The following is a 22023-nucleotide window of genomic DNA, read 5'->3' on the forward strand; positions in this document are numbered from 1 at the left end:
TTTTCCACTGCAGCAAGCGCAGCCTGGGACACCCTTTGTCCGTTCCTGACACTGCCGGCAGGGGAGCATTGTTTCCTACCTTACAAAGACGTATCCTCCTCCAGAAGGTGACAAACCATATGATACGCAATCGATCTAGTAGAGTGCAAGCAAGGAGCCTCTGCAGCAAGAACCAATGAAGCTTCAAAGCTTGCAGCTTTTTCTATAAGGACCACAGAAACAACCTGTATTTCCGCCGATCGGATAAGAAAGGAGGAAAAAGAGACAATGGCCACCGCACCCCAACCTGTTTCCTACCGAGCGCCCGGGCAGCTCGTGCGTCCTTGCGCGCGCTGTCGCCTGCGTGATCTCTGCCTCACCGCGCCGCAGCCCATTGTCCTGCCGCGCCTATCGCGCTTGCAGTGGGCTGCCCAGTTACGTCGCCTGCTCTCCCACCAGACCACAGAAGAGGAGGAGCGCGCATGATTCGCCACTGGCTTACCCGTCTGCTCGGCTTCCCAGCCAGCCAGACCGCCCAGGCCGCCACCGGCTCCCTGGCTCCCAGCGGGCCAGACGATCCCTATGTCCTGCCTCGCTCCCGCCAGGAACAGGACCGCCTCGACCTGCAACACTTCGCCCTGCGCCAACTGCTCGGCACCCACTTCCTCGCCCCTGTCCAGCACCCGCAGGCCATCCTCGACGTCGGCAGCGGTACCGGCATCTGGCTGCGCGAGGCCGCCCGGCACTGGCGCCAGGCCCGGCTCATCGCCCTCGACAAAGACCTCTCCCTCCTGCGTACTCCCCTGCCCCCACGCTGCCAATCCATTCAGGCCGACCTCCTCAGCGGCCTCCCCTTCCCTGACGCCTCCTTCGACTACGTCCATCAGCGCCTCCTCGCCGCCGCCATCCCCCTCACCGCCTGGCCCGGCGTCCTCGCCGACCTGCTGCGCGTCACCCGCCCCGGCGGCTGGCTCGAACTCGTTGAAGCCACCAACGAAGTCTTCCACGAAGGCCCACGCCATGCCCAGGTCCGCACCTGGTTCGAAGCCCTGGCCGCCCGGCGCGGTCTGCACATGGCCGCCTCCCTCCAGCTCCCCGACTGGCTGCGCAGCCTCGGCCTCGACCCGGTCGTACGCCACTGTCAAGCCCCCCTCGCGGGCAAAGCACATGGCGCCCCCCTCTTCCGTCAGGATCTGCTCGCCTCCCTGGAGAGCGTCGCCCCCGCCCTGGCCAGCGTCAACCAGGTCCCCCTTTCTCAGGTAAAGGAGACCCTGGCCGCCCTGCCCGCCGAATGGGAGCACCACGGCACACACTGCGGCCTTCTGACCGTCTGGGGGTGCAAGCCATGAGCCGCCACAAGCACAAGAAGGAGCGCCAGTCAGCCAGGCGCCGCCGTCGCTCCACTCACCCCATCCTGGCCAACTCGCAACCATTCCCCGTACCAGGACTGTTAGAGTGGGTGCTGGCCGGGCGCACCCTCGAAGACCTCCAAACCCTGGCCAGCGAGCTGCTCTCACCACACGCTCAGGCCCACTGGCAACGCTGGCGGGAGAACCAGCAGATCAGCGAGCTGGAAAGCCTCCTCCCCGATCTCAACCCTGACGACCACTGCATGCTAGAGATCCTGGTCGAACTGGAGCAAGGAATCACCCTGCTGCAGACCCGCACTCAGGAAACCCTGGAACATGACCCCAACTCTCCGCTCTATTTCAGCGAACCAGAGATTCGCCAGCTTCGCTGGCTGCTGGGCTTGAGCGAAAACGCCCTGCGCCGATTGCAGCGCTGCCGCAGTTTCCAGCCGTTCCCCCTGGAGCTACACATGGGCCAGCGCCTCATCCGCCATCTTGCCCGCACCTTACGCTATTACCCGCGGCGCGAGGGCCTCAATTGAGCACCCTCCTCCGCCTGCGGTCAGACAACCAGGAGCACAAGAAAGACGAAGCACAAGACCAGACAGAAAGGAGACCCAGATGATCCCCGCCAGCAGCCAGAGAAACAGACAACCGACGACAGGCCCAGGCTCCCGTCCAGCCTGGACTAGCCCAGCGACCCAGGCTCCCAGAAGAAGCCGCAGCCAGTCAGGCCAATGGCCGGCCCCCCGGCGCCGCGGTACCTCCACCTTCCTCAGCGGCCAGCCGCCGATCAACCTCCTCCAGACGCACCTTGATCAGAGCCTGCGCCTGCGCCTCACCCAACAACTGGCCCAGCTCAGCCTGATAGGCCGTCACCGCGCACAGATGCGCCTCAACCAGCGCCCGACGGCTGTAGTCACACAAGGCCCGCGCCAACCCTCGACGCGCCGCCTCGTACTCCTCAGCCAGCTGCCGCAAGAGAGCATCCACCCGCTCAGAACGCGGACCGGAGCCATCGCCAGAAGCACTCAACTGACACTCACTCACCATCTGCTCCTCTCCTTCGCCTTCTGGCCCACACCCCAGGCCAGCGTCGCCGGGCACTGCGGACCAGAGGGCCGACAATCGAAGTTGAACCAAAATTCATAATTTAGTGAGTGATCATATATCGATCACTCTCCACAATTATAAGTCAGGAATGGCGTACTAACAATACCCAGAGCATGTCACTGGAGAAATGAGCACCATAACTACCGTCTTTTCAATTGAAAAGATTACGGTTATACTGCTTACAGTGAAGGGAGGAGGTCCAGACAGATGATCACTGGCTCGTACTGGTGGTCTCGCTACGGCGACTTCCCGCCCGGCGACTACAACCAGCCGCATCACGGTGCGGTCATCGCCTGCTACCGCAAGCGACGTGGGTGGACGCAGCAAGACCTGGCCATTGCCGCCGGCGTCGAATGGCGCACGGTGCGAGAATGGGAGGCGATCGCCATGCTGAACGATACCGCGCGTCGGATCTTCCTGGCCAAGCTCCTGCGCATTCCTCCGGCCCTGCTCGGCCTCGACTGGCGCCTGCTCGGCTACCAGGACGCCCACGGCACGCCCACAGCCCAGGAGCCGCTCAGCGAGCTGGCTGCCGAAGACGCCTACTACCACTACGAGGACATCCTGGCCCTGGCCTGGCAGGCCCGTCGTCAGGGCACACTCGCCAACTACCTCTATCGTCTGAATCGCTGTCTGAGCCGCCTGGAGCTGGCCGTCCAGCAGTCCCCAGCCCACGATCGCGAAGCCTGGCAAGCCCTGCTCTGCCGCTACTACCGCCTGGCCGCCGAGATCGAGCGCGACCAGGGAGCCAGTGACCCCGCCGCTCGTCAGCGCGTGCTCCACTATTACGCCACGGCCCTGCGCCTGGCCGAGGAGCTAGAGGACCCACAGCTGGCCGGCGCCACCCTGATGAGCCTGACCGAAGCGCAGCTAGAGTACGGCAACCTCATCGAGGCCAAGCGGGCCGCTGAGGGCGCGCTGCGATACAGCGAGCGCGTTCAGCCGGTGCTCCGGGGCAACATCTACCTGGTGAGCGCCGCCGCCCACGCCCCCTTTGCCGTCGAGGACGAGCCGCTGCGCAGCCAGTGTCGCCGCTGGCAAGAACAGGCTGCCGCCCTGGCCTACCGCCGCCCCGCCGAAGACGACGGCTCGTTCCTGAAACTGAACCTGGCCGGCGTCCACCACGAGCGCGCCAAAACCCTGCTGACCTTCGGAGAGCAGCAGGGCGAGCGCACGCTCCTGCAACAGGCACGCGAAGAACTGGTTCTGGCCTGGCAAGCCCTCACGCCAGACCTCGTGCTCTGGCAGCTCTATTTCTCGTTGACAGAGGCACGCCTGCACCTGACGGCCAATGAACTGGAAGCCAGCGCCCACAGCGCCAAGGAAGCCCTGAAACTGGCGCTCTTCATGCAATCACGCCAGGGCCGAGAACAGGTGCAACAGCTCTACGAGCGCTTACAGGAGCGCGATAGCAACAATCCCCATATCCTCCATTTGGGGGTCGAGCTGGGATTGTTCTAGCCGCCAGACCCTCTCTTCCCACCGGCACCACCGGCCTTGGTGCTGCATGCGGTGCTCTCTGCGCATGGGGCGCCCCGTCCTATCCTCTCGCCGCAACGAAGCGGTCGAGAGAGAGGCGGGGCGCTCGCTCTCTCACACCCGCTTTCAACCCTCCTCCCTTGACTTCTGATATTAGGTAATGCTAATATCCTAGTAGTTCAGTAGGATATTAGCATTACCTAATATACAGCGAGCTGGTAGCCAGTGGAGTCCACGGACCCTGTCGCTGCCGCTACGCGAGCCAGGCAGGTGGAAGGAAGCCCATGCCAGAACTATCGTCGTGGCTATCGAAAAGCTTTGAACGCTTCACCCTGGCAACGCTCACCGTCTCCTCGGTGGAAGTCTTGACTTCACGCCTGCGCCTCGTTCGTCTCGAGGGGGAAGCCCTGCAGCGGCGCACTTGGGAGCCGGGCCAGGAAGTCAAAATACGAGTCGGGGAGCGTGACTATCGACACTATACGCCGATCAGCTACCGCCAGGAGCAGGGGGAGATGGAGATCATTTTCTATTTGAACCAGCGAGGGCCTGGTAGCCGCTGGGTGGAGCAGCTCCGCGTCGGTCAGCCAGTCCCTCTGGCGGGTCCAGCCAATGGCGCCCCCTTCATCCCGCTGCGTCTGCCTGCACTCTTCCTCGGCGACGAAACCGCCCTCGGCCTTGGCCTGGCCTTACAGGCCTCCCAACCACAGGCAGGCGCTTTCCAGTCGGTCATTGAAGTCTCTTCATCCGAACATTCGGATATCATGACCTTATTTCCTCAGCTCACCATTATCCCACGCCTCGAAGGCCAACCAGGGAGCGCGCACATCCGCTGGCTTGAGCAAGCCCCCATCGCTCTGGATCAACGGACATGCTATCTGGTCGGACATGCCCAGAGCATTCAAGCCATCCGTCAGGTCCTGATGCAGCGCTACCACCTCGAACGGCAGGGCATCAAAACGAAACCGTACTGGGCGGATGGCAAGCGCGGTCTATAGGAGGAGGGGAGACCAGGCCAGCAAGCAGACACCCTACCATCACCTCAGTCTGGGAGCCCCTTACTCTGCAGCTGAAGAGCGCGGCGCTCACCGTCTCGTGGGCGTCGCGCTCTTCGTCCTTTCTCCCTCAGCAACCAGTCAGTGAAGAGGTCGGCAGTCAGAATGGCGGCGTCAAGGTCAGCAGGCGCCACGTCCCCTCTCCGTCCTGCTCGACCACGGCCCGGTAGCTGCGCAAGACAAACAGCTGGAAGCGGAAGGCCATCAGCACCGTCGCCCCGGTCGGCAGATGGCGCCCGCGCGGCGGCTCTAACAAGCACTGATAATCGATAAACTGTGGCGGAGGAAAGCGCACCGTCACCGGAGCACTCTCTTCCAGCTCCTCGGGGCCAGTTCCGACCAGGGCCTGGCGGGCGTGAGCGCGGGCATAGAGTCCGCCGCCATAGGCCAGGGCCTGCCCCCCAGAAAGCTGGGCCGAGACCTCGCTGACATAGACTACCGCCGGCTCTTCCTCGCTACTACCAAGACTCTGCTCGGGCGTCGTGCCGGTCAGAGCATGGCCCGGCTCGCCGTGGCTGGCCCCGTACTGTGCCAGCAGCGGCAGTACGCTCAGCGAGGTATTACCTGGCGCATTGATCTGCTCGATCGAAAAGCCGGCGGCCCGCAGCCGCTCCGCCGAGGTCACCAGGGCCTCCAGATTCGCCGTTGGGCGATAGCGGGTCGCCTCCTCGTCCCAGGTAAAACAGGGATAGCTCGTGACGCCGCTCAGGCGCAGGCCAGGCAAGCGAGCGATCGTCGTCGCCGCCGCCAGCACTTCCTCTGGCGCGAAACCGCCCTCCTGACCGGGAAAGAAGTCGCCACCGTTGATGCGCAAGAGCACCGACTGCACCCGCCCTAAAGCCAGCGCCGCTCTGTTCACTGCCTCCGCCGCCTCCAGATCGAGCAGTGTCCAGACCTCGGGCCGGGCCTGCGCCATCAGGGCCGGCACCAGGCGCGCAGGTATCGGCACCAGATGCCCCACATGCTGCACCTTCGCCCCCTGAGCCAGCAGCGCCTCGGCCCCCATCCAGTCGACCGCTACCGCCCCTGGAATACAAGAGCGGATCGCCGCCACCAGCTGAGCATCGTAGGCAATCTGCTTGGCCATGTAGTAGAGATCCAGCCCCAGGGCCGCCGCCCGCTCCGCCAGGCGCTCCGCATTGCGCCGCACGGCGCCGCGGTCGAAGACAAAGGTATTGGGCGGGATCACGCCGCTGCGATGCAGCTGGGCTGCAAAGCGCAGCAGCCCGGGATTGCGCCGGCGCACAGCGTCGAGAAACATACGGTCATACCTCGCTCAGTGCCTCTTCCAAAATGGCAAGCACGGTCTCGGGACCGGCTCGCATGGGATTGATGCGCAGCCAATGCTGCGCTTCCTCGGTCCCCAGGCTGGCGCTCATGGTGCCCGAGACGCGGTAAAAGAGGGGCACCAGCTCATAGCGGGCCATCGCCCCAACCGGGAAAGGCGCCGCCCCACAGGCCGCAGCCCGTGCCACAACCCGCTCCGCTACGGGCTGGCGCAGGCGTACCAGCACTACCGGCGACTGCAGACTGGCAACGTGCGCCTCAACAATGTGACGGGCACAGGCCGGCGGCGGCGCGGTGCGCAGGCGCTCCACCACCGCGTCAGCGCTCTCCTGGGTCAGCGCATTGGCCACAAAGGCCAGGGCCAGCCCCATCAAGACCTCCTGAGCCTGAAACCCCTGCACGCGGCTGCCACCCGAATACAGATCGGCCCGAATCGCCCGCGCTAGCTGCTGCGAGCAGAGCACGACCCCGATCCCCTCTGGCCCAAGCAGCTTGTAGGCCGAGAAGGCACTGACGTCCGCTCCCAGCTCGACGCCGACACGGGGCGTGTTGGCAACGGCATAGTTGTCGTCGACCACAATCGGCAGCTCCGGCCTGACAGTCCGCACCTCGGCAATGACCGCCCCCAGATCATAGTGATCGTCCGGGCGCTGGCGCGCGTGCTGGAGATAGACAGCCTGCAGCCCCTCGCTGCTGAGGATCTGGCGCAGGCGCCCCAGATCGTGGAGATCGACGGGCACCGCCACGTAGCCGGCGGCGCGAAAGGTGACCGCCGTGGTGGCATAGAGTGGAGCATCGTGTACGAGCAGACGACTGAGGGGCGGCAAGAGGGCAAAGAGGGCCGCGCGAATGGCTCCCGTGCCCGCTCCAGTTACCAGTACAGCCTCTTCGCTGCCGAAGAAGGTCGCCAGCACCTGCTCGACGCGGCGCGTGAAGCGGCTGCCCTCGCCGTCGACGCCTACCCCCAGCTCGCCCCGCGTCAGCCACTCCTGGCCGGGGAAATGGCGGCGCAGCGTCTCAATCAGACGAAACTGCAGGCGCCGCGCTTCCTCCAGCGTCAAGGGCGGCAGACGCGCCCCCACATGCACCATACTCATACCCTTACACCTCCCTCCTTCCCAGGGCAGCAGCCAGAAAGCACCGCGGATTCCGCACCAGCAGAGCCTCGATGGTGGCCGCCGGCAGACCCGCCGCCTGCAAGCGCGGCAGAAAGTCGCGCACGAGATAGGCATAGCCCTGCCCACCGAGGCGGCGCAGATAGCTGTTGCGCGAGATATCGCAGGAGAGCAGCAGGCGCCCGGCCAACCCTGCCTGGCAGAGGGCCACAATCCAGGCCAGGCGCCGCTCATCGGGGGCGTAGCGCTCCTTGCCAACAGTATCGAAGCCGATGTAGGCCCCCCGACGCGCTACGGCGAGCACGTCCTCCAGCGAGGGCGCCAGATCGAGATGACCGATCAGGATGCGCTCCGGCGTCAGCCCCTCCTCACTCAAGATCTGGAGCTGGCGCAACCCTCCCTGACCAAGATGGGCATGCGTAGCCACCACCACCGGCCACCGCCCGGCAACACGCGCCACGGCCCGCAGAACTTTCTCTTCGTCAGGATGGAGCACACTCCCCGAGCCACCGATCTCGCCCAGCACCAGCGGACGCACCCCGGTGCCGTCAAGACCGACCCGCAGCTCCTCCTCCAGCAGGGCCGCGATCGCCTCCACACTCAGGCGCGCCAGCTCCGGCGGATGAAAACGCCGATGATAGAAGCCAGTACTGGGAATGATCTGCAGGCCACTGATGAGTTGCAACTGACGCAGGCGCCCGACGTCACGCCCCATCCCACGACAGGTCTGCTCGATCAGTGCGGCCACCCCCAGCCGCTTCAGCTCGCTCAGCTCCTCGGCAATCAAATCCAGACGGTCCAGCTTGCCTTCTGGGTCCTCGGGCGTGGTCAGATCGAGCCAAAGATGCTCATGGGCATACACGAGGCCATCGGCCAGCGGCTGCACCCCGGCAGCCGTCGGCACCAGCAGCCGCTCAGGCACTCCCGCAGAGGCACTGGCCACAGACAATGACTGCTCCTTTCCAGAGAGATGACCAGACTCCAGCGCCCAGGCCCCGGCCAGGCGGCACGGGAACCAGCCAGGCCAGAAACCTGGGCAAACAGGCCAACGGAATCCGGCCCTACTTGATCGGGATCGGCGTAAAGAGCTGGGCGTAGGCCAGCAGGTTCAGAGCTACGCCGGCGATAATCACACCAACCGGGCCAGCTGCCATGCGCACCACCGGTCGCCCAAGAACTTCGTTGAGGGCATAGAGGCCACCCACAATCGCAATCCCCAGGCCGCCGGCCATCGCATTGCCCGCCGCCAGCGAGCCGAAGAGAATGGCCACCTCCAGCGTCAGATTGATAGCGTTGCGAATGTTATCGGAAGCATCGCGGATCGTATGCAGGGCCGCGATGCCCCTGGCGATATAGCTCAAGATGAAGACCTCGATGCCGAAGAGCAAAGCCCCGGCAATGGCCGCCAGAATCGGGTTGGGCAGCAGATAGGCCACCGGGTAGATCAAGGTGAAACCCACGATCTGGAAGGCCCCAGAGGCTACCGCCGTTGTCACAATCAGAGGAATGAAACCAAGGGCGCGATAAAAGTCGATCTGAGCAGCGTTGGCAAACTGACCTTTGGCGATGATGTAGCTGGTCGCTTCGCCGCCAGCGAACATATGCGTATTCACCAGCACTCCGAGCAGGAGGCCCATGATCATAAAATAGGGAGCATGACGACGCAGGCGCGCCGCATTGGCGGCAAAGATCGAGGAGGTCTCATCATCGGCCTCAGCGACGCTCGCCACTGCACTGGCCGCAGCCGGCGGATCGTCCCCCTCAGCCGGCTCGCTCGCCGCTCCCGCCGGGGCAACTTGAACCGCCTGGGCCTTGAGCCGCTCGCTGCGCGCGCGCGTCACCTCTTCAGCCACGGCGAAGGCTACCAGCAGAATGACGCCAATCGCCATCGTGGTGGCCCCAGGGAAAACCGAGGACAGCCACTTCATCGTGATCAGCATCACAAAGATGCTCACCACAAAGGTGATGATGCCCCGCAGGCGCCCAAATTGCATCGTCACAGCCACCGCCGGGAAGAAGGAGAAGAGATAGAGGATAGGCGTCGACATCTGCTGCATGGCCGTCAGGAAGTTCACCGGCAGACTGTTGGCAGCAGTGGTAGCAGCGCTGAGGCCGAAGACGACGACCGCCCCCCAGGCCGCACCCAGGATAGGAGCAATCCACTTGCGCGGCGAGAGAATGCCAAGGATGTCCGACGGCAGAAAGAGAACCCAGGGATTGAGCACACCAGAGGAGAAGGCCACGGGCACACCCAGGCCAAAGATGAAGCCCGCCGAGAGACCGAAGGCGATGGCCGTCATCTGCGGACGCGCCAGCTCGCCACGATAAAAGTCGAGCAGGAAGGGCCGGACACCGTCGTTGAAGACGGCCAGGGCCATCTGCGAGAGGAGGGCGGCAAAGGCCGTTGCCAGAATGGTGAAGATAATGACCAGGGGCGTCAGATGCAGACTCATAGCGATCCTTTCCTTTCACGACGTCCGCTTGCCCGCGCCCTAGACCCAGTGCCAGGACCAGAGAGCACAGGCGCGACCTGGCGCGGCGTCGTCTTCTATCTGCGCTTCGGGGAGCAAGCCGCTGCCGCTGGCGCTTGGCTTGCTGCGTTCGCTTGATCGCTGTCAGTGCTGGCCGAGATTGGAGACTGGGCGCTGCGGAGCTACGAGCGGGGAGGCTGGTAACTCTGGATGGCCTCGACCAACACGGGGACAACGGTAGTGATCTGGTCGACAGAGACGCCAAAGGCGCGAATACCTGACGCGAGCAGCTTCTGCACCTCCTCGACGCTGACCCGCGCCTGCCTTCCAAAGGTGTGGCAGCGCTGCCGCCCAAGGAAGGCCATCAGGGCCCCCAGCGAGCCACCAGCCCCAGTGTGGCAGGTGCCGATGTAGTAGGCATCGCTGCGACGCTTGAGGAGCTGACCGGCTTCCAGATCGTTGCTGACAACAACGGTGAGCGTGGGATCGCGGCGCTGTTCCAGCAGGCGCTTGAGATCGGCCTTGCCAACGCCGCCGATGTAGATGGTTGCCATTGTTGCGCACCTCCTGCCTCTCTGATGGCAGCCTGACAGGCAGGCCCGTGCCAGGCTTTACTGTCGTCCGGTCATGTCATTGATCGACTGAGTCATTTGCCAATGATGGATTGCGCTCTTCACCTCCCTTGGTGACCTCTTCTGCCAGCAGCGACCTGGCCTGCAGCTCCTGCCTGTTTTATGACTCCTGACCGCGGAGCACCAAAGCCCCGAGATGGAGCAGGAGAAAGTCCTCTTCCTCGGCGGGCAGGCTCAGCCTAAGCTGTTGGAGGGCCTGGGCGCGAATCTGCCCGGCCCAGTCCTGCAGGTGGGGCAAGACCGTGAGGGCGCTGGCCTCCTCGTGCACGAGCGGACTCCAGGCTGAGCCGAGATCTTCGCCGCGTCGTACCCGCTCCAGGGCCAGCAGCAGGTGACTGGCCAGCGGCCCCATGTGCTCTTCGTCGCCGGGGCACTGCGCTGCTTGCTCCAGCCAGCCCAGAATCTGGCGCACAAAGGCGACGATCGCCGGAGCGGCCAGGCCCTCACGCTCAAAGATGGTCAGGCGCTGCTCAAGATCTTGCTCCATCTCCTGCTCCTTCTTCGATCAAACCACAGGATAGGGCCGCTGCAGCTCCCTTCCCTGCAGCGCCGGCGGCCTGTCAGCCAGTCATAGCCGCTCAGTAGCGGGGCAGGCGTCGCTGATCGATCACTTCCTGCTGAGCAGTGGTGATCTCCTCGGGCACGAAGATGCTGGCGAGTACCTGGTAGACGGGGGCTTCGCGCAGAGCGACAATGGCAGCCTGCGTAGCCAGGGTACGCAGGTGCGCCGCGCCCTGCAGTGGCAGGAGCTGCAGAGCGGGGGGCAGGCTGCCCACTCCCTCGCGGTTCCAGATGATGGCATCAAACTGCCCTTCGCGCAGCAAATCGAGAACCTGCAGGCGCGTGGCCGGGACGCTCTCCCAGTCCTGGCGCCCGCGGAACTCCTCGGCAGTGAGCAGGATCTCATCGAGGGAGGTCTGATCAACGCCAACGCGGCGGATCTGCTCGCGCGGTAGGCGGCTGATGAGGATGTGCTCGCTGACGTAGGAACCAGGGGGCAAGCTGGTGACAATGGCCAGCTCGGGATAGCGCTCCACCAGATGCTCGGCGGCCAGCAGCGACATGACGGCGTAGTGGTAGTGCCCCTGGCGCACCATCTCGGCCCGCGAGCGTGAGCCGCGCTGATAGGTCATGTTGAACGGCAGGCCCGAGACCTCCAGCCGATCGTAGAGGGCCGTGGCCAGCCCTTCGTAGCGCAGCGTGTAGGGCAAGGGCATCGAGCCAATGATCCATTCGTTGCCAGCATAGCGCCAGAGCAGCGGGTAGTTGACCTGCTCCAGGACGGAGCCTTGAGCACCATGCGCGGCTACAACAATGGCCCCCGCTCGCGTCAGATAGCTGAAGGCTTCCTGGACCGTGCCGTTTCCCGAGCGCAGCCGACGCGCTACATCGACCATACGCGGCAGCCGCTCGCCTTGACGATAGCCTAACAGCAGACGCGCTAAGCCAATGGTCACTTTGCCTGTCTGGGAGAGAAAGTCTTCGGTGTCCGACAGGGCCATCGCGCTGGCGCTCTCTTTCGCTCTGCTCACCTTATCCGCTCAATATCCAGAATACTGGATAGAGTATAACCGACCAGCGAGCACCTTGTCAAGCCGCTCATCGCCGGTCAGAGAAAGGACAGGAGAAGGAGAAGCAGAGCGGCGCATGAGGGAGGAGAGCACTGGGAAGTCAGGGAAAAGGGGAAGGCCGTGGGTGTTGGGGACGGCTCGCCGCAGGCAGCGCGGTCGGGACGGAACGCAGAATGCACTGACCGGCGGCGAATGCAGAGGTAGGGGCAGAAGCAGAGCCGTCAGCCCGCGACCTTCCCGTCTGCTTCGGGAGAGAACAGGCGCCCGCTGTATGTTGGTCGGGCCTGGGCTTTAGCGCGCAGTGGAGGAGCGGCGTGGCTCCGGTAGCCAGCCGGGCGGCTCGGGCTGGCCGATGCGATTGCGCAGCACGCCCAGGCCGCTAATCTCTAGTTCGACCACGGCCCCTGGTTGCAGGGAGCGCCCATGCTCGGCGCCGCTCCCAGTTCCGACGGTGCCTGAGCCGAGCAGCTCGCCGGGCCAGAGGGTCTCACCGCAGGCGGCGTAGGCCACCAGCTCCTCAATCTTCCAGGTCAGGCTAGCGGTTGAGCCGCGCGACCACTCTTCTCCATCGACGCGCGCCACCATCGTCAAAGTATGCAGATCAAGTTCATCGCAGGTTGCAATCCAGGGGCCGAGCGCCGTCGCGAAGTCCTTGCCCTTGGCCGGGCCAAAGCCGCTGCTCATCTCCGGTCCCTGGACATCACGCGCGCTGAAGTCGTTGAGGATGGTCACGCCGAAGAGGAGGTCCAGGGCCTCCCCCGGCGAGACATTGCGTCCCTGTCTGCCGATGACCAGACCTATCTCTAGCTCGTAGTCCAGATGACGGGTATAGTGCGGCCAGGGGACCTCGGCCTCGGGGCCACAATGGTCAGAGGGTTGATCTTAAAGTAGGGTGGCCGCTGATAAAACTCGGGAAAGACACTGCCGCCCTGGCGAGCTGCCATATTGCGGACGTGTTGCTCAAAGGCCGTAAAATCGCGGATGGTTGGCGGATCAAGAGGGGGCAGCCAGCGTACGCTTGCCAGCGGGTGCACGGCTTCCTCCGCCGGGGCGGCGCTCGCCTCGGCAGCCGCCTCACGAAAGGCCTCGCCCAGGGCGATGGCAGCGCTCATGCTGGCCGGGAAGAGGGCCGTGGCCAGTCGGCGCGCCGCTTCGCGCGTCGCTCCCCGCTGTTCGAGGCGCAGGCGCCAGGCCGTGGCCAGATCGACGACGCGCTGGGCCTCCGGCTGCACAACGACCAGACGCGCCTCTTCTCCATCAACACCAGTGACAGCAATACGAGCAAATTTCACAGCGACCTCTCTCCTCTCTGTCTCTCTCTTCCTGTTGAATGTTTCACATCGATCGCCTGTATCCGAGTGCGCTGGGCCGATCAGGCTAGCCGTCACTCAGGGTAGAGCGGCCTCTGACGGCCTCCTCGGCAGCCAGAGCGGTCGCCGTCGTCGTTGACCCACTGCGATCTAAGCGGCTCACCAGGGCCTCGCCCAGACGGCGCCCCAGCTTGAGCGCCAGTGGCCAGAGTCCCTCGGGCGCCAGGCGAATAATCAGGATCAGCAGCAGGCCAGTTAACAGGCTGCTGAGGGCCTGCGAATTCTGCAGCACCTGCTGCAGGGTAAAGAAAACCACCGCTCCCAGCAGCGGCCCGGTCGAGGTGGCAATGCCGCCGATGATCGTAATAATGATCATCGTAATTACCCAGTTCATGCTGAAGGCCGAGTCCGGCTCAATCTCCAGCTTATTGAGGGCGATCAGTCCGCCGGCCAGCCCGACAAAGAAGGCACTGATGGCAAAGGTCACCAGCTTCACCGGGAAACTATTGACGCCCAGCTCGGCGGCAGCCTCCTGATCGTCGCGGATGGCCATCAGGCGCAGGCCGAAGGGACTGCGCACCAGAAGCACGATTGTCAGGGTGGTCGCGACCAGCAAGCCGAGGGCCAGATAATAGAGTGTGGAATAATCCAGGGTCGCGGCAGGCGGCAGATTGAGGCCGCTGGTGGCGCCGGTGAAGGACCAGTTGAGCATCCAGGTCAGGGCCGCCATTGCCAGGCCGAGCGAGCCGATCGAGAAATAGGCCTCGCGCAGGCGCATCAGCAAGAGGGCTGCCAGTGTTGCCAGCGCCGCCGCCAGCAGACCGCTCAGCACGAGATCCAGCAGCAGTGGCAGCCCGCTATGCAGCAGCAGCACGGCAATGGTATAGGAGCCAGCTCCCACGAAGAGCGAATGACCTAGCGAGAACTGGCCGCCATAGCCGCCCAGCAGGTTCCAGGACTGGGCCATCGTCATATAGTTAAAGAGCGTAAAGGCCAGTACCAGGTCGAAAGCGCTCAAGTAGAGGGGCCCCAGCGCGGCCAGGAGGACCAGCACCCCCAGTACACCCCAGCCGAGCCAGGGAGCCAGACGGCTCAGGGAGCGCCACCAGGTCGCAGCCGGGGCGAGTCGAGCGGCGGAGGCAGGCGAGGTCTTCATTTTGCCACCCCCACGCGCTGGCCAAAGAAGCCCTCGGGCCGCACAATCAAAACGATCACCAGAAAAGCGAAGACGATCAGATCGCGGAACTGTGGCCCGACAATGCTGGCCGCCACCTCTTCCAGCACCCCAATAAGCAGGCCGCCGAGGAGCGTGCCCCAAAGCGATCCCATACCGCCCAGGACGATCACCGTAAAGCTGCGCAGCAACCAGCTAGAGCCGGTTGTCGGACCGAAGCCGAAGGAGAGGCCAATCAGCGTGCCGCCCACGGCAGAAATGGCCGCCGCCAGACCGAAGGTGATCCCATAGACCAGCGGCACATTGATCCCAATTGAGGCCGCTGCCCCTGGATCTTCTGCCGCCGCCCGAATAGCCTTCCCCAGCGGCAGGTAGGTCAGCAACAGATGGGTTCCCACCACCAGGAACAAGGCCGCCACCAGGGCGATCACATAGATAGTGCGCACGGTATCGCCAAAGATAGTAACGCCCGTCAGGGTATAGGAGGCGCTCAAGGAGAGCGTGTTATTGCCGTAGATCAGCCCAAACAGCGTCTCGGCTACCAGCAGCAGGCCAAAGGTCGCCACCAGCAGCGTCTCCTGCCCGCGGGGAATGAGCGGATTGAGCAAGAGGCGCTGCACCAGGTAGCCGATGACGAACATGATGGGGGCCACCAACAGCAGGCAGAGTAGCGGGTCAAGATGAGTGAGGCTGGCGAGCGTATAGGTCAGGTAGGCGGAGCCGATCAGGACCTCGCCCTGAGCCAGATTGACCGTATTCATGACGCCGAAGACCAGCGTCAGCCCAAGGGCGATGGTCACGTAGAGGCCCCCGAGAAAAAAGCCATCGATCAGATGGTAGAGCACCATACAGGTCCCTCTCCTTCCTTCCTTCCCTCTACAAACAGCGGCAGCGGCACGGACAGCACGGCGGCAGACGGGACCAGGCTTGATCGCTCTTGATCAAGCCCGGCCCCGCTGACATTCACGCAACCAAATGGTAGGGCAACAGAGCACTGTGGGCGCATCTGCTCAGGCTCGCTCGCCACGTTCGTGCGTTCGTCCGCCGGTCGCTCGTCTGGTCGGTTGGGCCTGCTCAGGCCAGGCCCTTGGCAGGCGCCTCCAGGCTCACACCGGAGACCGGTGGATAGACCTGGACCGTCTCGCCGTTCTGCCATTGGAGCATAATGGCCTGAACGGGATCAGCGTGATTGCTGCCAAAGTGAATCGGGCCAACAGGATAGGTCTTGTTTGTCTGGCCAATGGCCCGATTGATGGCCTCGGGATCGGTCGAGCCGGCGCGCTTGATGGCATCGAAGAGCACCTGGGTGATCGAGTAACCCATGATGTAGCCGGCCTGCTCGATGGTGGCCTTGATACCGGCCTTTTGCGCCCGCGCCGCCAGCTCCTGGCTGCCAGGATAATTAAAGGAGCGAGACCAGAAGTTGGCAATGAGCGCGCCCTCGCCGACGTTCCCGAGAGCCTGCATCCAGGTGGTGGTCGAAGAGCCTTTCTCGCTTTCGGCGATTGTCGGATGGTAGCCCAGGGCCTTCATCTGCTTCCAGAGGGCCATCGCATCGGGCGGCGTCATCTGAGTAATCAGTACCTCGGCATTGGCGGCCTTGGCGGCGGCAATCTGGCTAGAGAAATTGGTGGTGCCAACGGGGAAGATTGCCCGGTAGGCAATGGTATAGCCGAACTGCGGCGCCTCTTCGGTCCAGAGCTTGCCCATCGTCACGCCATCTTCCTCGTTATCGGTGAAGAGAGCTACGCGCTTATTGGTCTTGACCATGTTGGCTACCTGGAAGCTCATGCTGGTCTGTTGCTTCTCATCGAAGAAGACATCCCAGGCATACTGCCAGCCCGAAGGGCGCGCCGAGAGCCAGGCTTCAATGGGGGCCGTAGTTGAGATCAGGGGACGCTTGACACGCTCGGCCACCTGCGAGACTGGGATGACCAGCGGCGGCGTGAATGGTCCCAGGAGAGCCACGGCGTTATTCTGCAAATAGAGGGTTGTCGCCTGGTTGCTAGCGGTATTGGGATCGGAGGTATTGTCGAGAATCACCAGGTTGACATGATACTTCTGTCCGTTGACCTCCAGTCCTCCAGCGGCATTGATGTCGTCAACGGCGGCCTGATAGCCGGCCTTCAGGAGGACGCCGACGGCGGCCAGCGCTCCTGTTAAGGGCAGCGTCGCCCCAATAACAATCGTCTGGTTGCTGGAGCCACCCGTGCCACCACAGGCGACCATGCTCAGGGCCAGCATGGCCATGAGAAATAAGGACCGCGCTGCCTTACAGACTGTGCTCATATACTTCTCCTCCTCTGCAGTGTCTGTCTCTCGACCGGAGACGTTCGCCGCTGAACGCTGGCGACCTTCTTTGCTCGCGTGGGCGCTCGTTCGTAGGTTTGTTCGCCTGTTGCCGATATCCTTTCTTTTCTTTCCTTGCTTGTTTGACTGGTACTGGCGAGCCACAGCAGGTGGCAGGTGCGACCTGGCTGCGGTGGCCCGCGACCTGGCTCAGGAGCCCGAGACAGGATGCTGCTCGTGCTCGCTGGTTGCTGGCGAGCCGGCAGGGCTGGCAGGGGCCGCCGCGACGCCTAGATAGGCTTGCTGCAGCGCCGGGTGGGCGCGCACCTCGTCCGGCGTCCCGCAGAAGACCACGCGCCCTCGCTCCAGGACGTAGACCCGGTCGGCCACTGCCAGTGAGCGCTGGATATGCTGCTCGATGAGGACGACGCTGATCCCCCAGGCCAGAATTTGGGGTAGGGCTGCAAAGAGTTGGTCGACGACGGCTGGCGCCAGGCCCAGCGACAGCTCATCAAGCAAGAGCAGACGCGGCTCCGCCATCAGCGCCCGCCCGATGGCGACCATCTGCTGCTGGCCGCCCGAGAGACGGCCCGCCTGGCTGCCGGCGCGCTCGCGCAGGACCGGGAAGAGATCGTAGACTCGCTCCAGGCGCTGGGCAAAGGAGGTAGTCGCGCCACGAGTGGCGTAGACGGCGCCCAGCTCCAGGTTCTCGCGAACCGTCTGCTCGCGGAAGAGCCGCCTTCCCTCGTGACAGAGAGCGATTCCCAGGCGGGACCGCTGATGAGCCGGCAGGCGGGTAATCTCCTGACCGGCAAAGAGGATGCGACCTTCGCTGACGGGTACCAGGCCGCTGATGGCCTGGGTGAGGGTGGTTTTGCCAGCTCCGTTGGCTCCCACCACCGCCACAATCTCCCCTGTCCCAGCGCTGAAATCCAGCGAGCGCAGAGCGCGCAGCTTGCCGTAGTCGACGCTCAGGTGTTGCACGTCGAGCAGCGGCGGCGGGGAAGGCCGTACCGCCGCCGTCGACGTAGCTCGGGCAGAAGGGAGAGTATGTCTGCTGTCGCTCTCTCTTGCTGCAGCCATTGCAGCCGCAGGCTCGCTCACGCTCATGGTCTGATGGGCCGGCGCTTGCTCTCCCTGCTCGCTACCCAGATAGACGGCGATCACTTCGGGATGGCGGGCGATCTCCTCGGGCCGCCCTTCGGCGATTTTTCGCCCCCAGTCGAGCACGATGACGCGGTGGGCCAAGGCTCGCACGACGGCCTGTACGTGCTCGACAAGGATAATGGTGACGCCGCGGGCATGGATAGAGGCAATGAGCTGGGTAATCTCCTCTATCTCCTGACCCACCAGGCCAGCGGCTACCTCGTCGAGCAGGAGCAGCCGCGGCCTCAGCGCCAGGGCGCGGGCCAGCTCCAGGCGCTTGAGGTCGAGCAGGGTCAGAGAGCCAGCCTGGCGATCTTTGCGGTCGAGCAGGCCGCAGAGGCGCAGGATCTCCTCAGCGTCGTCGCTGAGGCGTCGCCGGCCCGGGTCCTCGTTTCGCCGGGCGTGAACCGGAATCAAGACGTTTTGCAAAACGGTCATGCGCCCAAAGGGGCGGGGGATCTGATGGGCACGCCCTATGCCAAGACGGGCAATAGCGTGCGCGGGTAGACGATCCAGACGCTGCCCGGCGAAGAGGATTTCCCCCTCGCTGACACGCTGGGCCCCAGAAATGAGGCTCAGAAGGGTGCTTTTGCCCGCTCCGTTGGGTCCAATGATGCCGAGCAGCTCGCCGCTGCGCACTGCAAAGCTGATATCGTTGAGGGCCGTGACCCCCCCGAAGCGCCTGGTCACATGACGCAGCACCAGCAGCGGGGCCTCGTTGGCCTGCTGCGGGCCTCCTCCCACAGTGGAAGCTGCTTGCATCATGCCCCTCCCTCTCTTTTTGGCTTGCTAGTTTGTTTGCTTGCTATTGAGATAGTAGCTGGCTGGCTCGCTTGTTCGCCGGCTCGCCCGATTGTGACGATCCGTCAGCGCGAGCCGGCGAGCCAGTTGCTGCCATGAGCTGCTTGTGTGGTTACTCTCTGGCTCTCTCGCCTGACCCTAGAAAGCGCTGGCCCCGCCATCGACGGCGAAGTCAGCCCCTGTGACCCATGAGGCTTCGTCGGAGGCCAGGTAGATGGCACAGAGCACTACGTCCTCGGGTGTGCCTACTCGTTTGAGCATCAGCTTACGCATGATGCCGTCGAGGGCGCCAGAGCTGATCGCCCATTCGGTTTGTGGCGTACGTATGAGGGCAGGCGAAATGGTGTTGGCCCGGATGCCGTATTTACCTCCCTCGGCGGCGAGCTGGCGCGTCATAGCAATGACCGCGCCTTTGCTGGCGGCGTGGGCCAGGCCAGGTACATCTTCGCTGCCGAATTTGGCAGAGACGGAACCGACGTTGATGATGGAGCCGCCGCCACGGGCTACGAGGTGCGGCCAGGCGGCTTTACACATGTAGTAGACCGTATCTAGCTCGCTGCGCAGGGTGTCCTGCCACATACGGGTCGTCATCTGTTCGATTGGCGCGATCCAGGCCGTGCCGGCGTTGTTGTAGAGAATGTCGAAGCCGCCGTAGGTCTTGACGGCCAGCTCTACGACGTGCTGGGCCTGCTCGGGATCGCTCAGGTCGCACGGCTGCAGCGAGACCATCTCTCCGCCGGCCTCGCGCACCAGGCGTACAGTTTCTTCGGCTCCGGCGACGTTGAGGTCGCAGCCGACAATTTTGCAGCCCTCGGCGGCAAAGCGCAGGGCCGCGACGCGCCCCTGGCCGCTGGCTGTTCCCGTAATGATAGCTACCTTTCCTTGGAGTCGCCCGCTCATCGTTGTGCTCTTCCTCCCAGGCACATGCTCACTCGTTGGCGCTCGTCCGCTTGGTCTCCGCTCCTGACCCCGTCGGTCAACAGACCACCAGGCCGCGTCACCGACAGCGGCAGGGGAAGCGGCTCGACTGCCCTGAGCCAGGCCAGGCTTGCACTGATCGCAGCCGGTGGCCTGCCGGTCGATGGACGTCGCTGGCTGGCCTGTGACCTGCCTGTGACTCTGTCTTTCCTGCAGTGTAGGAGAGGCGTAGGACAAAATCACTACCACTCGCTTCCGTTTTTCCTTTCCGGTCGCTTCCGGTTGAGCGCGCTGCTGTTCCAGGACGATCCCAGCGAGGGGACTGCTTTGAGCTGAGCGGCTGGGATAGCCCTTCGTTAGAGGGCCCTGGTCGGTCTCGCCCGGGCCGGCGACGGCGGCAGGGCCATGATGTGAGGGCCTCACGTCCTCAGTTGGCCACCGGGAAGCGAGCGGAAGAGAAAGTCGGAAGCAAGTGGTAGTGATTTCCTGGGCCTGGCCAGCTACACTGCATGACTGAGGGCAGGCGAGACAGCTTGCGCCGACGCGCGCCTCTCCCCCTTCCCCTGGTGCGGGCTTACTCCTCTCCCCGCATGGGAGAAGCTGGTAAGAGGGAGGAAGGTAGCGCAGAGGCCGGCGGGTAGCCGCCTGCCCCAGCCAGCCCTTGCCGGGCACACATAAGCAAACACCTACACACACACGAAAGCCTATTCTCTCCAAGAGTAAAGGTGAGGAGCCGAGAGGAGAGTACGCCATTATGAGCGGACAGTATTTCTGGAGGGCAGCCGTGAGAGTCGCTTGTCAGGTGAGCAGGCACCCAGAAAGGCGGTGGCGATGAGCGAGCAGAACAGCTGGGAGCGGGGCAGCACGCCAGAGAGGCTGCAGGGTCGTCTTTTCTGGCGGGGGGAGAGCGGCTACGAAGAGGCACGCTGCGGGCGTATCTTCAACGGGCGCCGCCCTGAGCGCTATCCCGCCGCCATCCTGTTAGCCAGCAGCGAAGATGATGTCGTGGCCGGGGTTCGTCTGGCGCGCGCGCACGGCCTGAAGGTCTCTGTGCGCGCTGGTGGCCATAGCTGGGCCGCCTGGAGCCTGCGCGACGAGGCTCTGCTGATCGATCTGGGTGGCCTGCGTCAGATCGAACTGGACCGCGAGGCAGGCATCGTGCGCGTCAGTCCAGCGATCACGGGCAGCGAGCTGAATGGTCTGCTGACGCAGCAGGGTCTGATGTTTCCCGGCGGTCACTGTCCCGACGTCGGCCTGGGTGGCTTCCTGCTCCAGGGCGGCATGGGCTGGAACTGCCGTGGCTGGGGCTGGGCCTGTCAGCGCATTGAGGCCATCGACGCCGTGACTGCCGACGGCGAGCTGGTTCACGCCGACGCAGAGCATCATCCCGACCTGCTCTGGGCAGCGCGCGGCGCCGGTCCGGGCTTCTTTGCCATTGTCACGCGCTTCTATCTGCGAGTGCGTCCTCTGCCCGGGGCCTTAACGCGCAGCAGCTTCTTCTATCCCGCCGCCCTCTTTGACGAGGTCATGGGCTGGCTCTATGAGGAGCATCCTCGGCTGGCTCCCAGCGTCGAAGTGGTCGCCGTGGGCATGGGCAGCGGTGGCGAGCTGACGAGCCAGGCCACGCCGGTCTTGCTGGTTCAGGGCCTGAGCTTCGCCGAGACGCCTGCCGAGGCGCGCGAGGCCCTGGCGCCCTTCGAGCGCTGTCCGGCGCGCTCGCGCGCCCTGCTGGAGCAGGTGCTGGTTCCCACAACCCTGGCCGAGGAATACGCCGAGCAGCGGCGTGCCAATCCCAAAGAGCACCGCTACGCCGTCGATAATGCCTGGCTCAACGCGCCAGCGGCGACGGCTATTCCCGCCCTGCGGGAGGTCTTTGTCAGCCTGCCCACAGCGCAATCGTTTTCGCTATGGTTCGGCATGGCCCCCCTGCACCCGCTGCCGGATATGGCCCTCTCGCTGCAGGCCGATGTGTATTTCGCCAGTTACGTGGTCTGGCAGCAGCCCGAGGATGACGCCCGCTGCCGTCGCTGGCTGGCCGAGCAGATGCGACACATCGAGCCGATCAGCGAGGGTCTCTTTCTGGCCGATTCGGACTTTACCACGCGCCCAGCGCGCTTTATGGACGAGCAGCACTGGCAGCGGCTGCAGGCCGTGCGCGCTCGCTACGATCCGACGGGCCTCTTCCATTCCTATCTGATCCATCCCGAGACCCCCATCAACGTCAATCCCTGGAGCCAGTCCTGACTGAACCAGGGTAGCGCCCGCACCGTTTAGCCCCTTGCCCCATGAAAGGCGGCTGGTCGTGGCCCACCTGGGCCGCCCGCCCCTCTCTCTGGC

Annotated in this window: 21 protein-coding genes; 6 read left to right on the forward strand and 15 right to left on the reverse strand. The window is 64.2% G+C overall.

The annotated features are described in order from the left end of the window. Window positions 1-267 precede the first annotated feature (267 nt). The 3 genes from N688_RS16905 to N688_RS16915 are packed head-to-tail and all read left to right on the forward strand — an operon-like array spanning window position 268 to window position 1870. The gene (locus N688_RS16905; protein ID WP_052890378.1) at window positions 268-465 is read left to right on the forward strand and encodes a hypothetical protein; all 198 of its coding nucleotides are present in this window, start codon (window positions 268-270) and stop codon (window positions 463-465) included. Next, on the forward strand, window positions 462-1328 hold the full coding sequence (locus N688_RS16910; RefSeq protein ID WP_052890379.1) for a class I SAM-dependent methyltransferase: 867 nt from the start codon (window positions 462-464) through the stop codon (window positions 1326-1328). The genes N688_RS16905 and N688_RS16910 overlap by 4 nt, the downstream gene beginning before the upstream one ends. Continuing rightward, window positions 1325-1870, forward strand: coding sequence for a hypothetical protein (locus N688_RS16915; RefSeq protein ID WP_052890380.1), 546 nt, complete (start codon window positions 1325-1327; stop codon window positions 1868-1870). The genes N688_RS16910 and N688_RS16915 overlap by 4 nt, the downstream gene beginning before the upstream one ends. Before the next feature lie 187 nt (window positions 1871-2057). On the opposite strand, the gene N688_RS16920 is transcribed toward N688_RS16915, so the two are convergent. Continuing rightward, on the reverse strand, window positions 2058-2381 hold the full coding sequence (locus tag N688_RS16920; protein WP_052890381.1) for a hypothetical protein: 324 nt from the start codon (window positions 2379-2381) through the stop codon (window positions 2058-2060). A gap of 267 nt (window positions 2382-2648) precedes the next feature. Between N688_RS16920 and N688_RS16925 the strand changes: the two genes are divergently transcribed. Both N688_RS16925 and N688_RS16930 read left to right on the forward strand, forming a co-directional pair. After that, a complete protein-coding gene (locus tag N688_RS16925) occupies window positions 2649-3902 on the forward strand; it encodes a helix-turn-helix domain-containing protein (RefSeq protein WP_052890382.1) in 1254 nt (417 codons plus the stop codon). A gap of 302 nt (window positions 3903-4204) precedes the next feature. Then, on the forward strand, window positions 4205-4915 hold the full coding sequence (locus N688_RS16930; protein WP_052890383.1) for a siderophore-interacting protein: 711 nt from the start codon (window positions 4205-4207) through the stop codon (window positions 4913-4915). A 157-nt stretch (window positions 4916-5072) separates the two neighbouring features. On the opposite strand, the gene N688_RS16935 is transcribed toward N688_RS16930, so the two are convergent. The 14 genes from N688_RS16935 to N688_RS17000 form a co-directional block, all read right to left on the reverse strand. Continuing rightward, complete coding sequence (locus N688_RS16935; RefSeq protein WP_052890384.1) at window positions 5073-6233, reverse strand: alanine racemase; 1161 nt, start codon at window positions 6231-6233, stop codon at window positions 5073-5075. Between the two features lie 4 nt (window positions 6234-6237). Further along, complete coding sequence (locus N688_RS16940; protein ID WP_052890385.1) at window positions 6238-7356, reverse strand: aminotransferase class V-fold PLP-dependent enzyme; 1119 nt, start codon at window positions 7354-7356, stop codon at window positions 6238-6240. Window positions 7357-7360: 4 nt separating this feature from the next. Beyond that, on the reverse strand, window positions 7361-8317 hold the full coding sequence (locus N688_RS16945) for a phosphotriesterase family protein (protein WP_052890386.1): 957 nt from the start codon (window positions 8315-8317) through the stop codon (window positions 7361-7363). A gap of 118 nt (window positions 8318-8435) precedes the next feature. Next, window positions 8436-9827: a YhfT family protein gene (locus N688_RS16950; protein ID WP_052890387.1), complete on the reverse strand. Its 1392-nt coding sequence runs from the start codon at window positions 9825-9827 to the stop codon at window positions 8436-8438. 200 nt (window positions 9828-10027) lie between these two features. Then, the gene (locus N688_RS16955) at window positions 10028-10399 is read right to left on the reverse strand and encodes a DUF2620 family protein (RefSeq protein WP_052890388.1); all 372 of its coding nucleotides are present in this window, start codon (window positions 10397-10399) and stop codon (window positions 10028-10030) included. A 178-nt stretch (window positions 10400-10577) separates the two neighbouring features. Continuing rightward, window positions 10578-10964 (reverse strand): hypothetical protein, encoded by a 387-nt coding sequence (locus tag N688_RS16960; RefSeq protein WP_052890389.1) that lies wholly within the window; start codon window positions 10962-10964, stop codon window positions 10578-10580. A 91-nt stretch (window positions 10965-11055) separates the two neighbouring features. Beyond that, a complete protein-coding gene (gene yhfZ / locus N688_RS16965) occupies window positions 11056-11979 on the reverse strand; it encodes a GntR family transcriptional regulator YhfZ (RefSeq protein ID WP_052890390.1) in 924 nt (307 codons plus the stop codon). A 360-nt stretch (window positions 11980-12339) separates the two neighbouring features. Next, window positions 12340-12867, reverse strand: coding sequence for a fumarylacetoacetate hydrolase family protein (locus N688_RS22960; RefSeq protein ID WP_238321123.1), 528 nt, complete (start codon window positions 12865-12867; stop codon window positions 12340-12342). Next, the gene (locus N688_RS22965; protein WP_052890392.1) at window positions 12852-13340 is read right to left on the reverse strand and encodes a hypothetical protein; all 489 of its coding nucleotides are present in this window, start codon (window positions 13338-13340) and stop codon (window positions 12852-12854) included. The genes N688_RS22960 and N688_RS22965 overlap by 16 nt, the downstream gene beginning before the upstream one ends. A gap of 85 nt (window positions 13341-13425) precedes the next feature. Further along, complete coding sequence (locus N688_RS16980) at window positions 13426-14514, reverse strand: branched-chain amino acid ABC transporter permease (protein WP_052890393.1); 1089 nt, start codon at window positions 14512-14514, stop codon at window positions 13426-13428. Then, on the reverse strand, window positions 14511-15380 hold the full coding sequence (locus N688_RS16985) for a branched-chain amino acid ABC transporter permease (protein ID WP_052890394.1): 870 nt from the start codon (window positions 15378-15380) through the stop codon (window positions 14511-14513). Before N688_RS16985 ends, N688_RS16980 begins: the two co-directional genes overlap by 4 nt. A 226-nt stretch (window positions 15381-15606) precedes the next feature. Continuing rightward, entirely contained in the window at window positions 15607-16821 is a 1215-nt protein-coding gene (locus N688_RS16990; RefSeq protein WP_052890395.1) for an amino acid ABC transporter substrate-binding protein, read from the reverse strand. A gap of 210 nt (window positions 16822-17031) precedes the next feature. Then, window positions 17032-18732 (reverse strand): ATP-binding cassette domain-containing protein, encoded by a 1701-nt coding sequence (locus N688_RS16995; RefSeq protein ID WP_052890396.1) that lies wholly within the window; start codon window positions 18730-18732, stop codon window positions 17032-17034. 174 nt (window positions 18733-18906) lie between these two features. Continuing rightward, window positions 18907-19668 (reverse strand): SDR family NAD(P)-dependent oxidoreductase, encoded by a 762-nt coding sequence (locus N688_RS17000; RefSeq protein WP_052890397.1) that lies wholly within the window; start codon window positions 19666-19668, stop codon window positions 18907-18909. 849 nt (window positions 19669-20517) lie between these two features. On the opposite strand from N688_RS17000, the gene N688_RS17005 reads away from it, so the two are divergent. Beyond that, on the forward strand, window positions 20518-21930 hold the full coding sequence (locus N688_RS17005) for an FAD-binding oxidoreductase (protein ID WP_081838947.1): 1413 nt from the start codon (window positions 20518-20520) through the stop codon (window positions 21928-21930). Window positions 21931-22023: the final 93 nt, after the last annotated feature.

The sequence above is a fragment of the Thermogemmatispora carboxidivorans genome, assembly GCF_000702505.1.
Lineage (GTDB): Bacteria > Chloroflexota > Ktedonobacteria > Ktedonobacterales > Ktedonobacteraceae > Thermogemmatispora > Thermogemmatispora carboxidivorans.

What these genes read in the sequence shown, in the direction of transcription:
- N688_RS17005 (WP_081838947.1), top strand. Translation starts at nt 20,518, where the DNA reads ATGAGCGAGCAGAACAGCTGGGAGCGGGGCAGCACGCCAGAGAGGCTG.
- N688_RS17000 (WP_052890397.1), bottom strand. Translation starts at nt 19,668, where the DNA reads ATGAGCGGGCGACTCCAAGGAAAGGTAGCTATCATTACGGGAACAGCC.
- N688_RS16950 (WP_052890387.1), bottom strand. Translation starts at nt 9,827, where the DNA reads ATGAGTCTGCATCTGACGCCCCTGGTCATTATCTTCACCATTCTGGCA.
- yhfZ (WP_052890390.1), bottom strand. Translation starts at nt 11,979, where the DNA reads ATGGCCCTGTCGGACACCGAAGACTTTCTCTCCCAGACAGGCAAAGTG.
- N688_RS16915 (WP_052890380.1), top strand. Translation starts at nt 1,325, where the DNA reads ATGAGCCGCCACAAGCACAAGAAGGAGCGCCAGTCAGCCAGGCGCCGC.
- N688_RS16930 (WP_052890383.1), top strand. Translation starts at nt 4,205, where the DNA reads ATGCCAGAACTATCGTCGTGGCTATCGAAAAGCTTTGAACGCTTCACC.
- N688_RS16905 (WP_052890378.1), top strand. Translation starts at nt 268, where the DNA reads ATGGCCACCGCACCCCAACCTGTTTCCTACCGAGCGCCCGGGCAGCTC.
- N688_RS16925 (WP_052890382.1), top strand. Translation starts at nt 2,649, where the DNA reads ATGATCACTGGCTCGTACTGGTGGTCTCGCTACGGCGACTTCCCGCCC.
- N688_RS16910 (WP_052890379.1), top strand. Translation starts at nt 462, where the DNA reads ATGATTCGCCACTGGCTTACCCGTCTGCTCGGCTTCCCAGCCAGCCAG.
- N688_RS16955 (WP_052890388.1), bottom strand. Translation starts at nt 10,399, where the DNA reads ATGGCAACCATCTACATCGGCGGCGTTGGCAAGGCCGATCTCAAGCGC.
- N688_RS16935 (WP_052890384.1), bottom strand. Translation starts at nt 6,233, where the DNA reads ATGTTTCTCGACGCTGTGCGCCGGCGCAATCCCGGGCTGCTGCGCTTT.
- N688_RS16940 (WP_052890385.1), bottom strand. Translation starts at nt 7,356, where the DNA reads ATGAGTATGGTGCATGTGGGGGCGCGTCTGCCGCCCTTGACGCTGGAG.
- N688_RS16980 (WP_052890393.1), bottom strand. Translation starts at nt 14,514, where the DNA reads ATGAAGACCTCGCCTGCCTCCGCCGCTCGACTCGCCCCGGCTGCGACC.
- N688_RS16990 (WP_052890395.1), bottom strand. Translation starts at nt 16,821, where the DNA reads ATGAGCACAGTCTGTAAGGCAGCGCGGTCCTTATTTCTCATGGCCATG.
- N688_RS16920 (WP_052890381.1), bottom strand. Translation starts at nt 2,381, where the DNA reads ATGGTGAGTGAGTGTCAGTTGAGTGCTTCTGGCGATGGCTCCGGTCCG.
- N688_RS16960 (WP_052890389.1), bottom strand. Translation starts at nt 10,964, where the DNA reads ATGGAGCAAGATCTTGAGCAGCGCCTGACCATCTTTGAGCGTGAGGGC.
- N688_RS16985 (WP_052890394.1), bottom strand. Translation starts at nt 15,380, where the DNA reads ATGGTGCTCTACCATCTGATCGATGGCTTTTTTCTCGGGGGCCTCTAC.
- N688_RS16995 (WP_052890396.1), bottom strand. Translation starts at nt 18,732, where the DNA reads ATGATGCAAGCAGCTTCCACTGTGGGAGGAGGCCCGCAGCAGGCCAAC.